16 protein-coding genes and 1 pseudogene are annotated in these 19,911 nt (G+C 70.6%); 12 read left to right on the top strand and 5 right to left on the bottom strand.

Translation table 11 applies throughout. The features are described from left to right. Nucleotides 1-178: 178 nt before the first annotated feature. From rsmA to ACWD26_RS41325, 5 genes are all read left to right on the top strand, one after another. Complete coding sequence (rsmA, locus tag ACWD26_RS41345) at nucleotides 179-1,132, top strand: 16S rRNA (adenine(1518)-N(6)/adenine(1519)-N(6))-dimethyltransferase RsmA (protein ID WP_451278459.1); 954 nt, start codon at nucleotides 179-181, stop codon at nucleotides 1,130-1,132. Continuing rightward, nucleotides 1,129-2,043: a 4-(cytidine 5'-diphospho)-2-C-methyl-D-erythritol kinase gene (locus tag ACWD26_RS41340; RefSeq protein WP_451278457.1), complete on the top strand. Its 915-nt coding sequence runs from the start codon at nucleotides 1,129-1,131 to the stop codon at nucleotides 2,041-2,043. Before rsmA ends, ACWD26_RS41340 begins: the two co-directional genes overlap by 4 nt. Before the next feature lie 67 nt (nucleotides 2,044-2,110). Then, on the top strand, nucleotides 2,111-3,490 hold the full coding sequence (locus ACWD26_RS41335; protein ID WP_451278455.1) for an acyltransferase family protein: 1,380 nt from the start codon (nucleotides 2,111-2,113) through the stop codon (nucleotides 3,488-3,490). Between the two features lie 231 nt (nucleotides 3,491-3,721). Next, a complete protein-coding gene (locus ACWD26_RS41330; protein WP_451278453.1) occupies nucleotides 3,722-4,501 on the top strand; it encodes an MHYT domain-containing protein in 780 nt (259 codons plus the stop codon). Between the two features lie 135 nt (nucleotides 4,502-4,636). Beyond that, nucleotides 4,637-6,640: a sensor histidine kinase gene (locus ACWD26_RS41325; protein ID WP_451278451.1), complete on the top strand. Its 2,004-nt coding sequence runs from the start codon at nucleotides 4,637-4,639 to the stop codon at nucleotides 6,638-6,640. Nucleotides 6,641-6,785: 145 nt separating this feature from the next. Here the strand turns inward: ACWD26_RS41325 and ACWD26_RS41320 are convergent, their stop codons facing one another. Further along, on the bottom strand, nucleotides 6,786-7,490 hold the full coding sequence (locus ACWD26_RS41320) for an SMI1/KNR4 family protein (protein WP_451278449.1): 705 nt from the start codon (nucleotides 7,488-7,490) through the stop codon (nucleotides 6,786-6,788). A gap of 170 nt (nucleotides 7,491-7,660) precedes the next feature. Here ACWD26_RS41320 and ACWD26_RS41315 point away from each other — a divergent pair. The 5 genes and pseudogenes from ACWD26_RS41315 to ACWD26_RS41295 all read left to right on the top strand — a co-directional run. After that, a pseudogene (locus ACWD26_RS41315) lies at nucleotides 7,661-7,816 on the top strand (DUF2269 domain-containing protein); the annotation flags it as partial. 229 nt (nucleotides 7,817-8,045) lie between these two features. Further along, on the top strand, nucleotides 8,046-9,857 hold the full coding sequence (locus ACWD26_RS41310; RefSeq protein WP_451278447.1) for an ABC-F family ATP-binding cassette domain-containing protein: 1,812 nt from the start codon (nucleotides 8,046-8,048) through the stop codon (nucleotides 9,855-9,857). Nucleotides 9,858-10,224: 367 nt separating this feature from the next. Beyond that, nucleotides 10,225-12,027 carry an outer membrane protein assembly factor BamB family protein gene (locus ACWD26_RS41305; protein ID WP_451278445.1) on the top strand — a complete coding sequence of 601 codons (1,803 nt, stop codon included), beginning with the start codon at nucleotides 10,225-10,227 and terminating at the stop codon, nucleotides 12,025-12,027. Nucleotides 12,028-12,082: 55 nt separating this feature from the next. Next, on the top strand, nucleotides 12,083-14,104 hold the full coding sequence (locus ACWD26_RS41300; RefSeq protein WP_451278443.1) for an outer membrane protein assembly factor BamB family protein: 2,022 nt from the start codon (nucleotides 12,083-12,085) through the stop codon (nucleotides 14,102-14,104). Between the two features lie 274 nt (nucleotides 14,105-14,378). Continuing rightward, nucleotides 14,379-15,098: a helix-turn-helix transcriptional regulator gene (locus tag ACWD26_RS41295; RefSeq protein WP_451278441.1), complete on the top strand. Its 720-nt coding sequence runs from the start codon at nucleotides 14,379-14,381 to the stop codon at nucleotides 15,096-15,098. A 21-nt stretch (nucleotides 15,099-15,119) separates the two neighbouring features. Here ACWD26_RS41295 and ACWD26_RS41290 read toward each other — a convergent pair whose 3' ends face one another. Further along, entirely contained in the window at nucleotides 15,120-15,365 is a 246-nt protein-coding gene (locus ACWD26_RS41290) for a DUF397 domain-containing protein (RefSeq protein ID WP_451278439.1), read from the bottom strand. A gap of 8 nt (nucleotides 15,366-15,373) precedes the next feature. Then, a complete protein-coding gene (locus ACWD26_RS41285) occupies nucleotides 15,374-16,225 on the bottom strand; it encodes a helix-turn-helix domain-containing protein (protein WP_451278437.1) in 852 nt (283 codons plus the stop codon). A 223-nt stretch (nucleotides 16,226-16,448) separates the two neighbouring features. Here ACWD26_RS41285 and ACWD26_RS41280 point away from each other — a divergent pair, with 223 nt between their 5' ends. Both ACWD26_RS41280 and ACWD26_RS41275 read left to right on the top strand, forming a co-directional pair. Further along, nucleotides 16,449-16,859 (top strand): ATP-binding protein, encoded by a 411-nt coding sequence (locus ACWD26_RS41280; RefSeq protein ID WP_451278435.1) that lies wholly within the window; start codon nucleotides 16,449-16,451, stop codon nucleotides 16,857-16,859. Between the two features lie 32 nt (nucleotides 16,860-16,891). Continuing rightward, entirely contained in the window at nucleotides 16,892-17,782 is an 891-nt protein-coding gene (locus ACWD26_RS41275) for a hypothetical protein (protein ID WP_451278433.1), read from the top strand. Between the two features lie 77 nt (nucleotides 17,783-17,859). Here ACWD26_RS41275 and ACWD26_RS41270 read toward each other — a convergent pair whose 3' ends face one another. Together ACWD26_RS41270 and ACWD26_RS41265 are read right to left on the bottom strand one after the other, a co-directional pair. After that, nucleotides 17,860-18,210 carry a hypothetical protein gene (locus ACWD26_RS41270; RefSeq protein WP_451278431.1) on the bottom strand — a complete coding sequence of 117 codons (351 nt, stop codon included), beginning with the start codon at nucleotides 18,208-18,210 and terminating at the stop codon, nucleotides 17,860-17,862. 19 nt (nucleotides 18,211-18,229) lie between these two features. Further along, a complete protein-coding gene (locus ACWD26_RS41265; RefSeq protein WP_451278429.1) occupies nucleotides 18,230-19,900 on the bottom strand; it encodes a sodium:solute symporter family protein in 1,671 nt (556 codons plus the stop codon). Between the last annotated feature and the right edge of the window lie 11 nt (nucleotides 19,901-19,911).

The following is a 19,911-nucleotide window of genomic DNA, read 5'->3' as shown; positions in this document are numbered from 1 at the left end:
GCCCCCGCCCCCCCCGCGCCCCCCCCCCCCCCCCTCGTTGGTTCGGGTGCGTTGGCGGGCGCGGGGAACTGCGCGACCAGCCCCCACTCACCCGCACTCGCGACGCACCCGCACCCCCGGCCCATAAGGCGCCCAAGGTCGGCCGGGGGCGGAGCCACCCGCCCCGTACCCTGGTGCCGTGAGCAGCCCCACCTCCGACGCCCTCCTGGGCCCCGCCGATGTCCGCGAGCTCGCGGGCGCGCTCGGCGTGCGGCCCACCAAGCAGCGCGGTCAGAACTTCGTCATCGACGCCAACACGGTGCGCCGGATCGTGCGGACCGCGGAGGTCCGCCCCGAGGACGTGGTCGTCGAGGTGGGGCCGGGCCTCGGCTCCCTCACGCTCGGCCTGCTGGAGGCCGCCGACCGGGTCACCGCCGTCGAGATCGACGACGTACTCGCCGCCGCGCTGCCCGCGACCATCGCCGCCCGCATGCCGACCCGCGCCGACCGTTTCGCCCTCGTCCACTCGGACGCGATGGACGTGACGGAACTGCCCGGCCCGGCCCCCACGGCCCTCGTCGCGAACCTCCCGTACAACGTCGCCGTCCCCGTGCTGCTGCACATGCTGGACACCTTCCCGACCATCGAGCGCACCCTCGTGATGGTCCAGGCCGAGGTCGCCGACCGGCTCGCCGCGGGTCCGGGCTCGAAGGTGTACGGCGTGCCGTCGGTGAAGGCGAACTGGTACGCGGAGGTCAAGCGGGCCGGGGCGATCGGGCGGAACGTCTTCTGGCCGGCGCCGAACGTCGACAGCGGGCTCGTCTCCCTGGTCCGCCGGACCGAGCCGGTCAAGACCACCGCCGCCAAGCGGGACGTGTTCGCCGTCGTCGACGCGGCCTTCGCCCAGCGGCGGAAGACGCTGCGGGCCGCCCTCGCCGGGTGGGCCGGTTCCGCGACCGCCGCCGAGGCCGCCCTCGTCGCCGCCGGTGTCTCCCCGCAGGCCCGCGGCGAGTCCCTGACGGTCGAGGAGTTCGCCGCCATCGCCGAGAACCGCGTCAGCGTCGCGGAGAACCGCGTCAGCGTCGCGCAGAACGGCGTCACCGACGGCGCCGCCGACAGCAGGACCGATCACGAGGAGCCCCGTCAGTCGTGAGCGTCACCGTTCGCGTGCCCGCCAAGGTCAATGTGCAGCTCGCGGTCGGCGGCGCCCGGCCCGACGGGTTCCACGACCTGGCCAACGTCTTCCTCGCCGTCGGGCTGTACGACGAGGTCACCGCCACCCCGGCGGAAGAGCTGACCGTCACCTGCGAGGGCCCCGGCGCCGACCAGGTACCCCTGGACGTTACGAACCTCGCCGCCCGGGCCGCGCTCGCGCTGGCGCGGCGCCACGGCATCGAGGCCGCCGTCCACCTGCACATCGCCAAGGACATCCCCGTCGCGGGCGGTATGGCCGGCGGCAGCGCGGACGCGGCCGGTGCGCTGCTGGCCTGCGACACCCTGTGGGGCATCAACGCCTCACGCGACGAACTCCTCGACATCTGCGCCGAGTTGGGGAGCGACGTACCGTTCAGCCTGGTGGGCGGTGCGGCCCTCGGAACGGGGCGGGGCGAGCAGTTGCGGCCTCTCGACGTGGGCGGGACCTTCCACTGGGTGTTCGCGGTCGCCGACGGCGGGCTCTCCACCCCCGCCGTCTACCGCGAGTTCGACCGGCTCCACGAGAACGACGCCGTCCCCGAGCCCGTCGCCTCCCAGGTGCTCCTCGACGCGCTCGCCAAGGGGGACGTCGAGGCGCTCGCCGCCTTCCTGCCGGAGTCCAACGGCCTCCAGCCCGCCGCCCTCTCGCTGTTCCCGAAGCTGGCCGACACCCTCGCCGAGGGTCTCGCGGCCGGCGCCCTCGCCGCGCTCGTCTCCGGCTCGGGGCCGACCACCGCGTTCCTCGCCCGGGACGCCGAGTCGGCGCGGACCATCGCCCGAGGGCTTCTCGCGTCCGGCACCTGCCGGGCGGCACGGGTGGCCGCCTCGCCCGCGCCCGGGGCGACCGTGATCCGGGGCGTCCAACGGTAGGTACTCAGACGTGAGTTGAGTACGGGAGCGCTGACGCCCGCCCGGGCGCCGGCGCGACCGTACTCCCATGACTGCAAGCGTCAGCGCGAGCGACCTCGCCGCCGCCACCCCGTCCACCCGAGACCGGTACGTCGACCTGCTGCGGGTCGCCTCCCTCGGCACGGTCGTCCTCGGGCACTGGCTGATGGCGGCGGTCACGACCGGCGGCGACGGCCGGGTCGAGGTGGGCAACCTCCTCGCCGTCGAGCCACGGCTGCAGATCCTCACCTGGGCCCTGCAGATCATGCCGGTGTTCTTCTTCGTCGGCGGCTTCTCGCACGCCCTCTCCTACCGTTCGCTCAGCCGGAAGTCCGCGGACGGGGGTTCCGTCTACCCGGCCTTCCTCCGCGCCCGCCTGCAGCGGCTCCTGCGGCCCACGATGGTGTTCATAGGGGTGTGGGGCGCCGCGGCCGTCCTCCTCCAACTCGCAGGTCAGGGCGGTGGACTGCTCGACGTGGCGCTGCGGCTGGTCGCGCAGCCGCTGTGGTTCATCGGGATCTATCTCGCGATGGTCGCCTTCACCCCGCCGCTGCTGAAGCTGCACGAGCGGTTCGGCTGGGGCGCGTTCGGCGGTCTGGTCGCGGCCGCCGCGCTCGTGGACACGCTGCGCTTCGCGCTCGACGTGCCGTTCGTCGAGTTCCTCAACTTCGCCTTCGTGTGGCTGGCGATCCATCAGCTCGGCTTCCTGCGCGCCGACGGGCGGCTGACGCGGCCGTACCTGCTCGCCGGGGCCGGGCTCGCGGGGGCCGCGCTGCTGGTGGCGTACGGGCCGTATCCGCTGTCGATGGTCGGGATGCCGGGGGAGAAGGTGTCGAACATGGCGCCGCCGACCTTCGCGCTGCTGTGCCACGGGCTGTGGCTGGTCGGCGCGGTGGAGTGGCTGCGCGGTCCGGCCGCGCGGTGGCTGGAGCGGCCGAAGGTGTGGCGGACGGTCGTGGCGGCGAACGGCGTCTCGATGACGGCGTTCCTGTGGCATCTTTCGGCCATGCTCGGGGTGTACGGCGTCCTGCTCGCGCTCGATGTGCCGCTGCCCGCGCCCGAGTCGGGCGCCTGGTGGGCCCAACTGCCCCTGCGTATCGCCGCCGCGGCCGTCCTCACGGCGGTCCTCGTCGCCGCCTTCCGGGGCTTCGAACGGCCCGCCGCACGAGCGCCCCGGGCGAACGGCTCGCACGGTTCGAACGGTTCGCGCAGGTCAGTGGTCTATTCTGGTCCCGCCGCCGCGCTCGGCGCGACCCTGTGCCTCTTCGGTGTGCTCGGGCTCTCCATGGTCGGGTTCGGCGGGCTGTTCGAAGGGCGCTCGGCCCTCCTGATCGCCGTCCAGGTGACCGCGCCGACGGCGGTGGCGATGACTCTCGCCGGGTGGCTGCTGGTCGAGCTCATTGGTCGCGGTGAACGGTCAAGTGCCTGACGCGGGCGGTTCCGTGGAGGAAATGTGCAGGTCAGGCTTTGGTCGCGCCTACTCGCCGGTTTGTAATCCACGCCACAGTGCTGCAATGTTCGGCGAAATCCCCTCTGAGTCCTTTTGCGACGGTCCGCCCGTCGTTTTCGAGTGGCATGATCTCGATCCCCGGTGCCTCGTTACCGGCGGTACTTCCCGTGCGCGTGGTGTCGTCCCCGCGGCGGGCGAGAGGGGTTCCTCATGGGACACATGGACCACTTCAGCGCCGGATGGGTCACCCCCGTCCTCTCCTACGTCATGGCCTGCGTCGGCTCCGCCCTCGGACTGCGCTGCACCGTCAGGGCGCTTGAGGCCGAGGGCGCCTCGAAGCGGAACTGGCTGACGCTGGCCTCGTTCGCGATCGGCTCGGGCATCTGGACCATGCACTTCGTGGCGATGATGGGCTTCGGCGTGGAGGGGACGCCCATCCGTTACGACGTCCCCATGACCGTCCTCAGCCTGGTGATGGCGATCGCCGTGGTCAGCGCCGGTGTCTTCACCGCCGGGTACGGCCGCTCCCGCGTCCGCGCGGTGGCCTTCGGCGGCCTCGGCACCGGGCTCGGCGTGGCCGCCATGCACTACACCGGCATGGCCGCGCTCAACCTGCACGGCGAGGTCAGCTACAACCCGTCCCTGGTCATCGCCTCCGTGGTGATCGCCGTCGTCGCCGCGACCGCCGCGCTGACGCTCACGCTGATCGTGCGCGGGGGCGTCCTCGCCGCGGTCGCCGCGCTGGTCATGGGCCTCGCGGTCAGCAGCATGCACTACACCGCGATGTACGCCGTGAGCATCGATCTCGCGCCCAGCACCGCCCACTTGGCGGGGGCGACGGCTACGGAGTTCCTGTTCCCGCTCGCCGTGATGCTGGGGTCGTTCCTCTTCCTGACCTCGGCGTATGTGGCGCTTTCGCCGACGGGGAAGCGCGCGGAGTCCTCTTTCGCCGAGGAACTGCTGCGTGAGGTCGAGCTTTCGACGGCATGAGCGCTCCGCTTGGAGCGCGTGTCACCTGCGGGCCAGTGGGGGCTGGTCGCGCCCACGCGGCGGAGCCGCACATCGACACGGCCCCGCGCCCCTTACGGGGCGCTTGAGTCGCCCTCTCCCAGCGAGGTCCCCAGAATGAAACTTCTCCGTGTAACCGCCCGGCTGCGCCCGAGATCCGTGCGGGCGAAGATCGTCGCTCTGCTGATGCTGCCCATCGTGTCGCTGATGGCGTTGTGGAGCTACGCCGCCGTGACGACCGTGGCCGCCATCGGCCAGAACGAGCGGGCCAAGGACGTCAACAGCGAACTGCTCGCGCCCGTCGCCGAGTTCGTCACCGCGCTGCAGGCCGAGCGGACCGCCGCCATGCGGTACGCCGCCAAGCGCACCGAAACCGGTCTGGACGAGCTGAGGGCCGACCAGCAGACCACCGACAAGGCGGTGAAGGCGCTGCGTGAGGGGCTCAACTCCTCCAGCTCGGACGCGGCCCTCATCGACTCCGGCCTGCCCGGCCGCCTGGACACCCTCGAATCCGACTTCAGCGACCTCGCGACCCTGCGCGCGGAGACCACCGGGTCCGGCACGAAGGACGCGGTGTCGACGGCGTACACCAGGTACTCGACCGTCATCGACCACGCCTTCGCCGTGACCGGCGCGCTCACCAGCGAGAAGGGCACCGACGCGACCTCCGAGGCGCGGGTCGTCCTCGAACTCTCCCGGGCCCGCGACGCCGTGGCCCGTGAACAGGCGCTGCTCGCCGCCGCCACCGCGTCCGGGACGTTGAGCAAGGAGCAGTACGCGCAGTTCGTCGGCGCCGTCGCCACCCAGCGCGGGCTGCTGAAGCCGGCCGTCGCCGACCTCAAGGAGGAGCACCGGCCCGCCTACGACCTGCTGCTGGACAGCGACACCTACACGACCCTCACCGAGGTCGAGGACCGGGTGACGGACGCCGGGGCCGGTGCCGTGTCGGCGGCCGTGCTGCGGGGCTGGGACTCCTCCTCGGACGCCGTGCTCAAGGGGCTGCGCGAGGCCGAGACCGACGCCGGTACGGGTGCGGCGGCCAGGGCGGAGGTCTTCGGTTGGGGAACCCTCGGCGCGTCCGGCGTCGCCGTGGTCCTCGGTCTCGTCGGCGTGCTCCTGTCGCTCCTCGTCTCCGTGGGCGTCGGCCGCGGCCTCATCGTCGAACTCCTCGACCTGCGCAACTCCGCCCTCGAAGTCGCCGGCCGCCGACTGCCGCAGGCCATGCGCAAGCTGCACGCCGGGCAGGGCGTCGACATCGACGCCGAGGCCCCCATGCGGCGCCTCGCCGGCGACGAACTCGCCCAGGTGGGCACGGCCCTGACCGCCGTGCAGCGGGCCGCGCTCAAGGCCGCCTCCGAGCGCGCCGAACTCCTCAGCGGCATCTCCGGGGTCTACGTCAGCCTCGCCCGTCGCAGCCAGGTGCTGCTCCACCGCCAGCTCGACCTGCTCAGCGAGATGGAGCACCGCCAGCAGGAACAGCAGAACCACGCCGAGCTGTACGACCTCTACCGCATCGACTACCTGGCCACCCGGATGCGGCGCCACTCCGAGTCGCTGCTCATCCTGTCCGGGATCGCCCCCGGCCGCGGCTGGCGCGACCCGATCGCGCTGACCGACATCCTGCGGGCCGCCGTCGCCGAGATCGAGGACGCGACCCGGGTCCAGATCTGGGCCGTACCGCGCGTGTCGCTGAACGGCGGTTCCGTCGCCGACGTCATCCATCTGCTCGCCGAACTCGTCGAGAACGCCGCCGCGTTCTCCCCGCCCTCCACCAAGGTCCAGCTGCGCGCCGCCCGGTTGCGTGACGGTGTCCTCATCGAGGTCGAGGACAGCGGCTTCGGCATGAACGAGGAGGCGATGGCGGAGGCCAACCGCAAGATCCAGTCGGAGAAGGTCGACCTCCTCGATGCCAAGCAGATCGGGCTGTTCGTGGTGAACCGCCTCGCCGACCGCCAGGGTCTGCGGGTCGAGTTGCGCGAGTCGACCAACGGAGGCGTCGCCGCGGCCGTCTTCATCCCCGAGAACCTGGTCCGCGACGACATGCCCGTCCCCCACGAGGCCACCGCCGACGGACGCTCACTGGCCCCGGCGTCGGCGCTGATCCAGCAGCGGCGCCGGTAGGGCCACGCAAGACGGCCGTGCGCCTCGGGTGATGGTGTCCCCGGGGCGCACGGCTCTTTTCTACGTGCCGGCTCAGGACCGGCTCAGAAGGTGGGCTTCCAGCTGTTTGAGGTAGCCGGTGTCCGCGCTGTAGACGCCCTGGACCTCAGCTGCCAGGTCCCGTCGACTCTGCGCCCCCCACCGCCCGCTCGGCCTTCGCCAGCCAGTCCAGGTACCAGGCGGTGAAGGTCACCGGCTTGCCCGCGTCGTCGAGCAGCGGCTCCAGGTCGACGTCGTCGACGCGGCGGTCGGACCAGACGGTGCCGCGGTGGGGCCCGCTGACGACGAGCCACTCCCGCTGGGCGCAGCCCAGGTGGCAGATCACGACGGCGCCGGCGGTGCGCTCGGGGGGCCACAGGAGGTCTGCCAGCCGCTCGTCCCACGCCTCGTACGCCATGTCGAAGTCCTCGATGTCGTCGAAGTCCTCCTCCTCGGGGTGCTCGGCGAGCAGCGCGGCCAGCGCCTCCGGGTCCGGGCCCTTCTCCGGAAACGGCTCGGCAAGGAGGGACAGGTCGGCCAGGTCGGCGCCGTCACCCTCCCAGCGCCAGCGGCCCTCCACACGCAGTACCGGGAAGATGCCGTACGAGGGGCCCGCGCCACCCGCTCCGACCTGTGCGAGGAACGTCCGGTACTCCTCCGGCAGGCGTACGCCCACCTGCGCCTCCAACTCGGCCAGCGCGTCCTCGGAGAGCGGCTCCTCCAGGGCCCACCCGTGCCCGGACGACCCGAACACCTCACCGGCGGCCCGCTCACCGCGCAACGCCACGACCCGCTGCCGTACGCCCGCCCACACCTGATCGACATCAGCCATGCGCAGACCGTACGCCCAGCCGCTGACAGTCCAGGGCCTCCCGTACGCCCAGGCCAGTACGCCCGGACACTCCCGCGAGCAGACGCCCTCGGTGTCCGTGCCCGGCACCCTGGCGGGTATGAAGACGAGCCGTCCCGTACGCCGGGGCCTTCTCGTCGTCCATGTCGCCGCCGCTGCCCGACGCGGGGGACGTGCTGTTCGGCCCGGACGTCTCACTGTCCGCGTACGTCTTCATGACGGCGATCTCGATCCTCAAGCCCTGGGGCCTCACCAAGCGCGGCCACCGCCTCCGCACGACCACCCACGCCGACACGGCGCACCCCCCGCGCCCGCCCGAACAAGATCCCCGCCCCAACCAGGTGACCCACCCGGCCCGTCTCCCGCGTGTCACACCCGGCCTCGGTGACCGCGTCCCGTCCGGCTCCCGGTCCCGGCGCCCGTGTCCCGCTCGGGCTCACCGTGCTCAGCCCCCGTCCCGCCCCCCCGCCGCCCCGTCACGTCCGTTCCGCGTGGCGACTACCCTGGAGGGTCGATCGTCCCCGTGGCAGGAGAGTAATGGCCGTCAACCTGGTCAATGTCGAGAACGTCAGCAAGGTGTACGGCACCCGCGCCCTGCTCGACGGGGTCTCGCTCGGCGTCTCCGAAGGGGACCGGATCGGCGTCGTGGGGCGGAACGGGGACGGCAAGACCACCCTGATCCGGATGCTGGCCAAGCTGGAGGAGGCCGACACGGGGCGGGTGACCCACTCCGGCGGCATCCACGTCGGCGTGCTCACCCAGCACGACTCCCTCGACCCCACCGCCACCGTCCGGCACGAGGTCATCCGGGACATGGCGGACCACGAGTGGGCAGGCAACGCCAAGATCCGGGACGTGCTGACCGGACTGTTCGGCGGGCTCGACCTGCCCGGGTTCCCGCAGGGGCTCGACACCGTCATCGGCCCCCTCTCCGGTGGCGAGCGGCGGCGCATCGCGCTCGCCAAGCTGCTCATCGACGAGCAGGACCTGATCGTCCTCGACGAGCCCACCAACCACCTCGACGTGGAAGGCATCTCCTGGCTCGCCAACCACCTGCGCGAGCGGCGGTCCGCCCTCGTCTGCGTCACCCACGACCGGTGGTTCCTCGACCAGGTCTGCACCCGGATGTGGGACGTGCAGAAGGGCTCGGTCTACGAGTACGAGGGCGGCTACTCCGACTACGTCTTCGCCCGCGCCGAGCGGGAGCGCATCGCCGCCACCGAGGAGACCAAGCGGCAGAACCTCGTCCGCAAGGAGCTCGCGTGGCTGCGGCGCGGCGCCCCGGCCCGTACGTCGAAGCCGCGCTTCCGCGTCGAGGCGGCGAACGAGCTGATCGCGGACGTGCCGCCGCCGCGTGACACCAGCGAGCTGATGAAGTTCGCGTCGTCCCGGCTCGGCAAGACCGTGTTCGACCTGGAGAACGTCACCGTGCAGGCCGGCCCGAAGGTGCTGCTGAAGCATCTGACGTGGCAGCTCGGGCCGGGCGACCGGATCGGCCTCGTCGGCGTCAACGGCGCCGGCAAGACCTCCCTGCTGAAGGCCATGGCCGAGGCCGCGCGCAGCGACGGTGAGAAGCAGCCCGTCGCCGGACGCGTCGTCACCGGCAGGACCGTCAAGCTCGCGTACCTGTCCCAGGAGGTCGCCGAGCTCGACCCGACCTGGCGGGTGCTCCAGGCCGTGCAGCAGATCCGCGACCGCGTCGACCTCGGCAAGGGCCGCGAGATGACCGCCGGGCAGCTCTGCGAAACCTTCGGGTTCAACAAGGAGAAGCAGTGGACGCCGGTGGGCGACCTCAGCGGCGGTGAGCGGCGGCGGCTCCAGCTGCTGCGGCTGCTGATGGACGAGCCCAACGTCCTCTTCCTCGACGAGCCGACGAACGACCTCGACATCGAGACCCTCACCCAGCTGGAGGACCTCCTCGACGGCTGGCCCGGGTCGATGATCGTGATCTCCCACGACCGGTTCTTCATCGAGCGCACCACCGACAAGGTGTTCGCACTCCTCGGTGACGCCACGCTGCGGATGCTGCCGCGAGGGATCGACGAGTACATCGAGCGGCGGCACGCGATGGAGGAGGCGGCGGCGGCCTCCGCCGGGGTCGCCGCGAAGCCCGCCGCCGAGGCCGCGCAGAAGAACGCCGCCGACGCCCGGGCCGCGAAGAAGGAACTCCAGAAGATCGAGCGGCAGTTGGACAAGGTCTCCGAGAAGGAGACGAAACTGCACGCGCGGATCGCGGAGAACGCGACGGACTTCGCGAAGGTGGGGGAACTCGACGCCGAGTTGCGGGCGCTGGCTGGGGAGAAGGAAGAGCTTGAGCTTCGTTGGCTTGAACTCGCCGAGGATGCGTGAAGGTTGGGCTGGCTGCGCCTGGTCGCCGTGGGGGCTGGGAATCGATTGCGGGTGCGGGGTGTGTGTGGTTGCTCGCGCAGTTCCCCGCGCCCCTCAAGGGCGCGCATCCGGGTCGGCGCTCATAAGCCCCCTCGCCTTCAAATGGCGTATCGCGCACGGCGCGCACGTCCCGTGAAGGGGGCGTGAAGGAGCGTAACGAGGGCATCACGGGCCGGTCCTCCCTTGGGAACAGGGGAGCGACCGGCCCCGTGCGTGGGAGCGTCGCAGTGATAGAAAGAGCCGTCTGAGAAGAGTCTCAACAGTCTTAGAAGTGACACCACGCGTGACCACGGGTGGCTCGAAAGCAGCGAACAGGGGGAAAGCGCTGATGACTCAGCCACCCGATCAGCCGCCGCAGGGCGGCTACGGAGCACCGCAGAACCCGCCACCGCAGGGCCCGCCGTCGCAGCCGCAACCGCCGCAACGGCCGTACGGCTACCCGCAGACGCCCTCGCCGCAGGGCCCGCCCGCGCAGGGCCCCGGCTACGGCTACCCCCAGCAGCAACCGCCGGCGCAGCCGGGCCCGTACACGCAGTCAGGCCCGTACGCCCAGCCGCAGCAGCCCGGCCCCTACACCCAGCCCGGCCCGTACAACCCGGCGTCGCAGGCCGGTTACGGCTACCCGCAGGCCCAGTACGCGGGCGCACCCACCCCGCCGCCGGGCGGCGGCGGTGGGAAGAACCCCTTCAAGGGCAAGCCCGCGATGGTGATCGGCGCCGCCGTGGCCGCCCTGATCGTGATCGGCGGCACGGTGTTCGCGGTGACGAGCCTCGGGGGCGACGACGAGAAGAAGCCGGTCGCCAAGGAGAGCGCGAGCCCGACCGAGGACGACAAGCCTTCGGACGAGCCCTCCACGCCCGTCAACCAGGGCGACGGCAGCGGCGACGGCGGCGAGGACCTCGACGTCTCCGACCTCAACGCGGGCCGCAAGGCCGGCGAGGCGAAGGTGCTCTGGTACAAGAGCGCGCCCGACGCCCCCGGTTCCGGCGCGAACGCCCCCGGCCTGTGGGTCACCGACAAGGTCGCGGTGAAGCCCGCGTACAAGCAGCTCTTCGCCTACGACGTGGGCGACGGGAACCCCGCCTGGGACCCGATCGAGTTCCCCGGCAAGATCTGCGCGGTCACCGCGGAGGCGACCTCCGGCGACCGGGTCGTGATCGCGTACCAGAAGAGCACCACGAAGAACGCCGAGTGCGACCAGCTCCAGCAGATCGACCTGAACACCGGTGAGAAGGGCTGGTCGGCCGAGCTGGAGAAGGGCGACCTGTTCGACAGCGCCAGCAGCGTCTCCCTGGCCGTCAGCGGTGACACGCTCATGGTGGGCCGCTCGCAGTCCGGGACGGCGTACGACATCAACACCGGCAAGAAGCTCTTCGACAAGAAGACCTACGGCCAGTCCTGCTACCCGTCCGGGTTCGCCGGCGGTACGCGGCTGGTCGTCGTCTCCTCCTGCGCGGTGACCACCGACAAGGAGCACGACGAGGTCCAGGAGCTCGACCCGAAGACCGGCAAGGCCAAGTGGACGCGGAAGATCCCCAAGGGCTGGAAGGTCGAGAACGCGTACTCCGTGGACCCGCTCGTCCTCTACCTCACCAACGAGGAAGAGAACACCTGGAACGTCTCCACCCTGAAGGCCGACGGCTCCACCCGCTCGCAGCTCGACGTCGAGGGCTCGTTCGCGCCCGAGTGTGACGGCGGCATCCTCACCGGTGACCTCGCGGGCTGCACCGGTGTCGCGACCGACGCGAACACGCTCTACCTGCCGACCGAGGAGAAGAGCGGCACGAACGAGATCGTGGCGCTGAACCTCGCCACCGGCAAGGAGAAGTGGCGCGTCAAGTCGCCCTCCGCCGACGCGGTGATGTCGCCGGTGAAGATGGAGGGCTCGAAGCTGATCGCGTACGTGGAGTCGTCGTACGACGCGGGCGGCCGGATCGTGTCGATCCCGACCACGGGCAGCGGCCACAAGGCGACCGAGCTGCTGCGGATGCCGGCGAGCGCCGCCGAGATCGAGAGCTCCTTCTACTCGAAGGCCGTCGACTACGTGGACGGGCGCTTCTACATCTCCTCGACCCTGCTGAACGGCGCTGACGACGCGAAGGAGAAGTTGATGCTGGCCTACGGCAAGTGACCTCCACGCTCGTCCCTCACCCGACCACCGAGATCCGCTCCGAGGTATCCACGTCATGACGCAGCCGCCGCCCCCGCCGAACCAACCGCCGGGCCCGCCCCCGAACCAGCCGCCCGCCCAGCCCCCCGCGCAGGGCCAGCCCCCGCAGGACGCCCCGCCGCAGGGCGGTTTCGGCGCGCCCACACCCCCGCCGCCCGGCGGTTTCGGCGCCCCGACGCCCCCGCCGCAGGGCCCGCCCGCCCAGGGCCCGGGCTACGGCTACCCGCAGACGCCCCCGGCGCAGCAGACCCCGCCGCCGGCCCAGCCGCCGCAGACGCCCCCGCCCGCCCAGGGCCCCGGCTACGGCTACCCGCAGACGCCTCCGCAGCAGCAGCCCGGCTACGGCTACCCGGGCCAGCTCGGCCAGCCGGGCCCCTACGGCCAGCCGCAGCCGGGCCCGTACGGACAGCAGCCGCAGCCCCAGCCCGGGCCCTATGGCCAGCAGCCGCAGCCGGGTCCCTACGGGCAGCAGCCGTACGGCTATCAGCCGCAGACCATGCCGATGCAGCCGCAGGTCGGGCAGGTCCCGGGTGGCCCGGTCGGCAAGAAGAAGGTCAACTCCACGGCGATCATCATCACCGCGGCGGTCGCGGCCATCGCGCTCATCGTCGGCGGCGGTGTCTACATCGCCACCTCCTCCGGCGGCGACGACAACGGCAAGGAGAACACCGCCAGTTCGGAGGGCACGAGCGGCGGCAAGGACGACGCCAAGAACGACGACGGCGGCTCCTCGTCGTCCGGCGGTTCGTCCTCCGGTGGGGTCGAGATCCCGACCCAGGCGCAGGAGAAGGCGCCGTCCGACCCCAGCGCGAAGATCCTCTTCCAGGTGCCGGCGCACGAGGTCAAGGAGAAGCTGGCGATCGACAGCGTCAAGGGCTCCTGGCTGACCGGGACCACGTACGCCAAGGCCGCCCTGAACAAGATCGTCGGCTATGAGCCGGACAGCGGCAAGGCCAAGTGGACGCTGGACCTGGCCGGTCAGACCTGCGCGGGCTCCCGTGAGATCACCAGCGAGGGCGTCGCCGTCGTGGTGACCGAGTCGGCCAAGCGCAAGAACAACGACGACCGCCAGCCCTGCACCGAGGTCACCGCGTTCAACGTGGAGACCGGCAAGGAGCTGTGGACCAAGAGCGCCGACCTCAGCGGCAGCAAGGTCCCGTTCGGCGAGGTCACCATCTCCGGTACGACGGTCGCCGTGGGCGGCGGCTACTCCGGTGGTGCCGCGTTCGACGTCAACTCCGGCAAGGTGCTGTGGTCGCCGAAGGTCGGCGAGTGCACCGACGAGGGCTACGCGGGCGGCGCCCAGCTGATCGCGGTCCGCAAGTGCGGCGACTACGGCAGCGAGACCTTCGAGATCCAGTTGCTCGACCCCAAGTCGGGCAGCGTGAAGTGGACCTACAAGGTGCCCTCCGGCATCAGCCGCGCCAAGGTCATCTCCACCAACCCGGTGGTCTTCGGTGTGGTGACGGGCAGCGACGTCCCGCTGACCGGCACGTCCGACATCTTCTCGCTCGACGACGGCGGCAAGCTGCGCGCCAAGATCTCCATCCCGGAGGACAAGTACAACTACGAGTGCCCGGTGCGCGGCGTCTGGGCCTGCAAGGGCATCTACGTCGGCAACGACAAGGTGTACATGCCGACCGAGAAGCACGACGGCACCGAGAAGTACAGCTCGACCAACGAGATCGTCTCCTTCTCGCTGGCCACCGGCAAGCCGACCGGCGACCGTGTCGACGCGGGCGACGACCACGAGCTGTTCCCGATCCGCATGGACGGGCCGAACATCATCGCCTACAAGAAGGCCCCCTACGACAAGGGCGCCCAGGTCGTCTCCGTCGACGGCAAGTCGCTGAAGCAGACCAAGCTCCTGGAGACCTCTTCCGACGAGTCGGTCCTCCGCGCGATCAGCGGTATGACGCCGACCCTGAGCGAGATGCTCTACACCGACGGACGGTGGTTCATCGGCTCGGAACTCGTCAGCAAGCCGCTCTCGGACGACGAGAAGGAGTACACGGCGCTCGGATTCGGGGCGAAGTAACCCCACGCGCCCCCTCGGCCTCGTTCTACGGCCCCGCCCCAGCTCAGGGGCGGGGCCGTGCACGTATCCCTCATCACGCTCGAATCGGAGGGAATTTCGGTAATCCGGGGCACTTCTCTCCGATAGGGGGAGCGCAACGTCGAACAAGCGTGTAGCTTCCGGGGGCATGAGAGCGGGGGAGTAGACGGGGAAGTCGGGGGGCTTCTGTCCGTGAGGACCAGTGGGCAGCCATAGTTGGCAACCATCTGGGGGGACTGGGGGGTGGGGTGGCTCGATGGGAGTCCGGCTCATGGTGGTCGACGACCACCGACTGCTGGCCGAGGCGCTGGCCTCGGCGTTGAAGCTGCGGGGGCACCGGGTGCTCGCGGCGGCGGCGCCCGCCGCGGGCGCGGCGGAGCTGGTGATCACAAGGGCGCCCGAGGTGTGCCTGCTCGGCACGGCGGCACCCGCCGAGCCGGGGATCTTCGACCCGGTGGTCAGGATCAAGCGGGAGCGCCCGCAGGTGGCGGTGCTGGTCCTCGGGCCGGTGCCCAACCCGCGCGGCATCGCGGCCGCGTTCGCCGCGGGCGCCTCGGGCTACGTACGGCACGACGAGCGCATCGAGGGCGTCGAACGGGCCATCATGAAGGCCCGCGCGGGAGAGGCGGCGGTGGCGCCCCAGCTGTTGCAGAGCGCGTTCAGCGAGCTGCTGAACCCCGCCGCACAGCCGGACGACGAGGGCCAGCGGCTGCTGCAGATGCTGACCCCGCGCGAGGTCGAGGTACTGGTCCGCGTCGCGGACGGCGAGGACACGCGCCTGATCGCGGCCGGCATGGGCATCGCCCCGTCCACCGCCCGCACGCACGTCCAGCGGGTGCTGATGAAGCTGGGGGTGGGGTCGAGGCTGGAGGCGGCGGCACTGGCGGCCCGCACGGGCTTGCTGGACCGCGCGGGGCCGGTGCCGCACGGCCCGCCGGGGGGCCTGTCGGGGGGCCTGTCGAGCGTGGAGGAGTAGGGGGCGTCGGCCCGAGCCCCGCTACTTCCGGGGCGTGGCGCCGCACACGGCGTGGTCGACCAGATCGGTGGTCGGCCTACGGAAGCCGCCCGACTTTATGTGGCGGAGGAGGCCGGCGAGGGGGGTGGGGGTGGTGCGGAGGTGGGTGGCGGGGGTTTCGGATTCGCGGAGGCGTATGTGGGAGGGGGCGGCGGACAACTCGACGCACGCGTTGCCCTCGGCGCCACCGGAGAAGGTGGACTTCTGCCAGTTCAGGGCTTGAGCCATGAGGCGCCTCACAGTTCCTTCGACAAGCGGTGGATGAAGTCCCGGGACGCGGCGGGGGCCAGCGTCGCCTCCTCCACTTTACGGAAGAGTGTTCGAAGTGTTCTCAGTTGAGGTTCCGCGTCGATGAACGTGGTGCCCGTGGCGGCTTCCCGGAGCCCGGTGTCGAGTTGGGGGACCGGACCTCCCATGTACATCATCGAGGCGCCGGCCCCGCCGAAGCCGTCCTGGTCGATCGGGATGACGCGCACGGTGACGTGTTCCTGGTCGGCCTGGTCGAGGATCTGCTGGAGTTGAGCTCGGGCGACGTGACGGTCGGCTACGCGGATGCGCAGGGCGAATTCGTGGACGATCGCCTCGTACGGGGTGGGGGTGTCGCCCTCGATGACAGTGCGTCTGCGCATACGGTGCTCCACCCGGGGCGTCAGCTCGCTCTCGGGCAGCTCCGGGCGCATGTATCCGAAGACGGCTCGGGCGTAATCCGGGGTCTGGAGCAGTCCCGGAACATAAGTGATGACGACCTCGCGCAGGAACGCCGCATGGTGTTCCGCCTCGGCCAGGTCCAGGTTCACCGGGGGCAGTACTCCCCGATACTCCTCCCACCAGCCCTGCGTCCGATCGGTCGCCATCGCCGCCAGGGCCTCGACCAAGCCCTCGTCCGCGCAGGCGTAGTGGGCGGCGAGACGGCGTACGCGAGCGGCGCTCACGCCCGCGACCCCGGACTCGATCTGGCTCATCTGGACAGAGTCGGCTCCCAGGAGTGCGGCAGCCTCCCGAGCCTTCATGCCCGTCGCTTCGCGCAGCTTGCGCAGTTCGGAGCCCAGCCGCACTCTGCGGGCCGTGAGATGCCTCTTTCGCGGCACCGATCCCTCCTCGTCCCAACTGCCCTGTGCGCGTACCTCGTTCGGGGTCAGAATACGGCAGTGGGGTGCAGCGTCCTAAAGTTAGGAAATACCGTCAGTCACGCGCCGCACACTCTGCGGAACGCCGGGACCCCGGAAGCGCACCACTCCGTCCTGCCATGACGGCTGAGGCAATGCCACCGCCCGCCCTGACCAACTCCCCGCACCCCCACGGAGCTGACCCATGCCCGAAAACCCACCCGAACCCTGGGAGTACGTCCTCCACATCCCCCACGACCCCCGAGCCGTCACCGTCTCCCGCCGCACCCTCCGCCTGATCCTGACGACGCACGGGCTGACCACCCTCCTCGACACCGCCGAACTCCTCGCCACGGAGCTGATTGCCAACGCCGTACTCCACACCAAGGGCCCCGCCGCCCTGCGCGTCCGCTGGTCGAACGGCGCCCTGTGGATCGGCGCATGGGACGCCGACGCCGAACCCCCGGAGCCCCCCGGCCGATTGGCGGAGCCATACGCGGAGGAGGGCCGAGGGCTCGCCCTCGTACGCGCCTGCACGGACGTATGGGGCTGGCAGCCGTCGTCCCGGTTCGGGCATCCGGGCAAATACGTGTGGTGCGAACTGATGGCCGCGTAGCTCGTTGAACACCCCGACAGAAAGGAGAGCCGATGGTCAGCTCGTCGCACGAGGCACTGCACCGGATCTTCCAGAAGGATCCCGCGCTGCTCACCCGCGCCCTGCAACGCGTGCTGGACGTGCCCTTCCCGGAGCCGCGTGAGTTCGCGGCCATGAACGTCGACCTGACGGAGGTCGAACCCGTCGAGCGGCGCGTGGACACGCTGCTGCGGGCGGAGACCGACGAGGGGACGTACCTTCTGGTCGTCGAGTCGCAGGGGAAGAAGGACGAGGCCAAGCAACGCAGTTGGCCGTACTACCTCAGCTACCTGTACGCGAAGTACCACTGCGACCCGGTGCTGATCGTGATCACCCAGAGCCGTGCCACGGCCCGCTGGGCGGCGGAGCCGATCCATCTCGGGGTACGTGGCCGCCCCTCGCTGACAGTGCGGCCACTCGTGCTGGGCCCGGACAACGTGCCGGTCGTCGCGGATGAGCGGGCGGCCGAGCGGGACGTATCTCTCGCGGTGCTCTCGGCGATGACGCATGGCAAGGGCCCCAAGGCTGCCGCCATACTGGAATCCCTGGTAGCCGCCCTGCATACCATCGACCCGGAGAGCGCCGCGGTCTTCGTGCAGTTCGTCGACTCGTGCCTGACGGACCCCGAGGCACAGCAGATCTGGAGGGACCTCATGACGGATACGCAGTACTTCTGGCGACACCCGCTCGCTGAGCAGACGCGGGAGGAAGGCCGGGAGGAGGGCCGGGAGGAAGGCCGGGTCGAGGCTCAGATCGAGATGATCTTCAAGACCCTCGAATGGCGCGGCATCCCGGTGCCGAACCACGTCCGCGAACGAGTCACCGACTGCCCCGACCGAGCCCAGCTCATGGTCTGGGCCGAACGCGCCCTTCGTGTGACCGACGCCGAGGACTTGTTCCACTAAACGGCTAGCGCGTACCACTCGATCACCCGTGCGGGGCAGCGGCACCCCCTTCCTCCGCCCCGCACAAGCGAGAAGGTCTACTCCGGGCCCTCCTCCCGCTCCTCCCTCCACCGCTCCCCCTCCACCGGCGGAGCCACCGGCCGCAGCCACAGCCACGCCAGGAAGAACACCCCCAGCGCCAGCATCCCCAACCCCGTCCACAGGTTGATGTTGACGCCCTCCGCCTTGTCGATGTCGGCGTCGGAGGCCGTGATGCCCGCGACGGTGACGATGACGCCGTAGACGACGAAGAGGCCGCCGATGATGCGGCGGATGTCGAAGAGTTGGGCGGCGGTCGCGGACCTGCCCTGGAGTTCGGTGACCTCGCGCTGGACGTCGCGCTCGGAGTATCCGGAGGAGCCGGAGGAACGGGGGTGCTCGGATGACATGGGATCTACCCTCCGGTCGTCAGAACGAGAACGGGATGTAGCAGGCCGCGGCCAGGACGACCGCGCCCCAGCCGAGCAGCGCCGGTCGGCGGTACCACGCGTCGTCGCCCTCGCCCGGCGGCTCCTCCATGCCGGGTGAGCGGGTGCCGTAGACCAGGCCCTGGAGGTCCTCCTCCGGCTTCGGGGCGGTGAAGAGTGAGACCCCCACCATCACCACCGCACCCGCCACGAACCCCGCGATCGCGGAGACGAAGTTCGCGCCCTGGTCGGACGGGATGTCGAGGACGTCCTGCTTGTAGAGGACGAAGTAGTTGACCATCGCGGCGGTGGTGCCGGCCAGCAGGCCCCAGAAGCCGGACTTCATCGACGCGCGCCGCCAGAACATGCCGACGATGAAGACGACGAACATCGGCACGTTGAAGAAGGAGAACAGCGTCTGGAGGTAGCTCATGATGTTCGAGAAGGAGGAGGCGAGGAACGCCGTGCCGATGGAGGCGACCACGCCGATCGCCGTGATCAGGCGGCCGAAGCGGACGTAGTACCCGTCCTCGCGGCCCCGTACGACGTACTTCGCCCAGATGTCGTTCGTGAACACGGTGTTGAAGGACGAGACGTTCGCCGCCATGCCCGCCATGAAGGCGGCGAGGAGACCCGTGACCGCGATGCCCAGGACGCCGTTCGGGAGCAGGTCCTCCATCAGGTACGGGATCGCGTCGTTGTACTGGTAGCCCGACTCGGCCGTGCCGAACCGCGGGACCAGGACCGCCGCCACCAGACCCGGGATCATCACCAGGAAGACGATGAAGATCTTCGGGAAGGCGGCGATCAGCGGGGTGCGCTGGGCCGCCGACAGGTTCTTCGCGCTCAGCGCCCGCTGCACCTCCGCGAAGTTCGTCGTCCAGTAGCCGAAGGACAGGACGAAGCCGAGGCCCAGGACGATCGTCAGCCAGTTCGCCCCGAGCGGGTTGTCGCTGCCGATGCCCGTGCCGCCCCAGGCCGTCACGAAGTCCGGCCCCCGGCTCTCCGTCAGGGAGTCGGACAGGCCGTCCCAGCCGCCCACCTTCTTCAGACCCAGCACGGCGATGGGGATGAGCGCCGCCAGGATCACGAAGAACTGGAGCACCTCGTTGTAGATCGCCGAGGAGAGACCGCCGAGGGTGATGTACGCCAGCACGAAGACGCCCGCGACGACGATCGACACCCACTCCGGCCAGCCGAGCAGCGCCTCGACGACGATCGCGAGGGCGTACAGGTTCACCCCGGCGATCAGGATCGCGGCGAACGCGAACAGGACCGAGCTGAGCAGATGGGCCGCCCTGTCGAAGCGCAGCAGCAGGAACTCGGGCACCGAGCGGACCTTGCTGCCGTAGTAGAACGGCATCATCACCAGGCCGAGGAAGACCATGGCCGGGATCGCGCCGATCCAGTACCAGTGCGTGGTGTAGACGCCGTACTGCGCGCTGTTGGCGGCCATCCCGAGAATCTCCGTGGCGCCCAGGTTGGCGGCGATGAACGCCAGGCCCGTGACCCAGGCCGGCAGGGACCGCCCGGAGAGGAAGAAGTCCAGACTGGTCCTCACCGACCGCCGGGCGGCGAACCCGATGCCCAGGACCACGACGAAGTAGATGGCGAGGATCGTGTAGTCGAGCCAGTCGGTGGGGAGCCGTAGCTCGGCGGCGAGATTCTCCATGCGCAGCTGCC

The organism is Streptomyces sp. NPDC002787 (assembly GCF_053592095.1).
The sequence above is the reverse complement of the archived record's forward strand: the minus strand, read 5'-3'. Positions and strand labels throughout refer to the sequence as shown.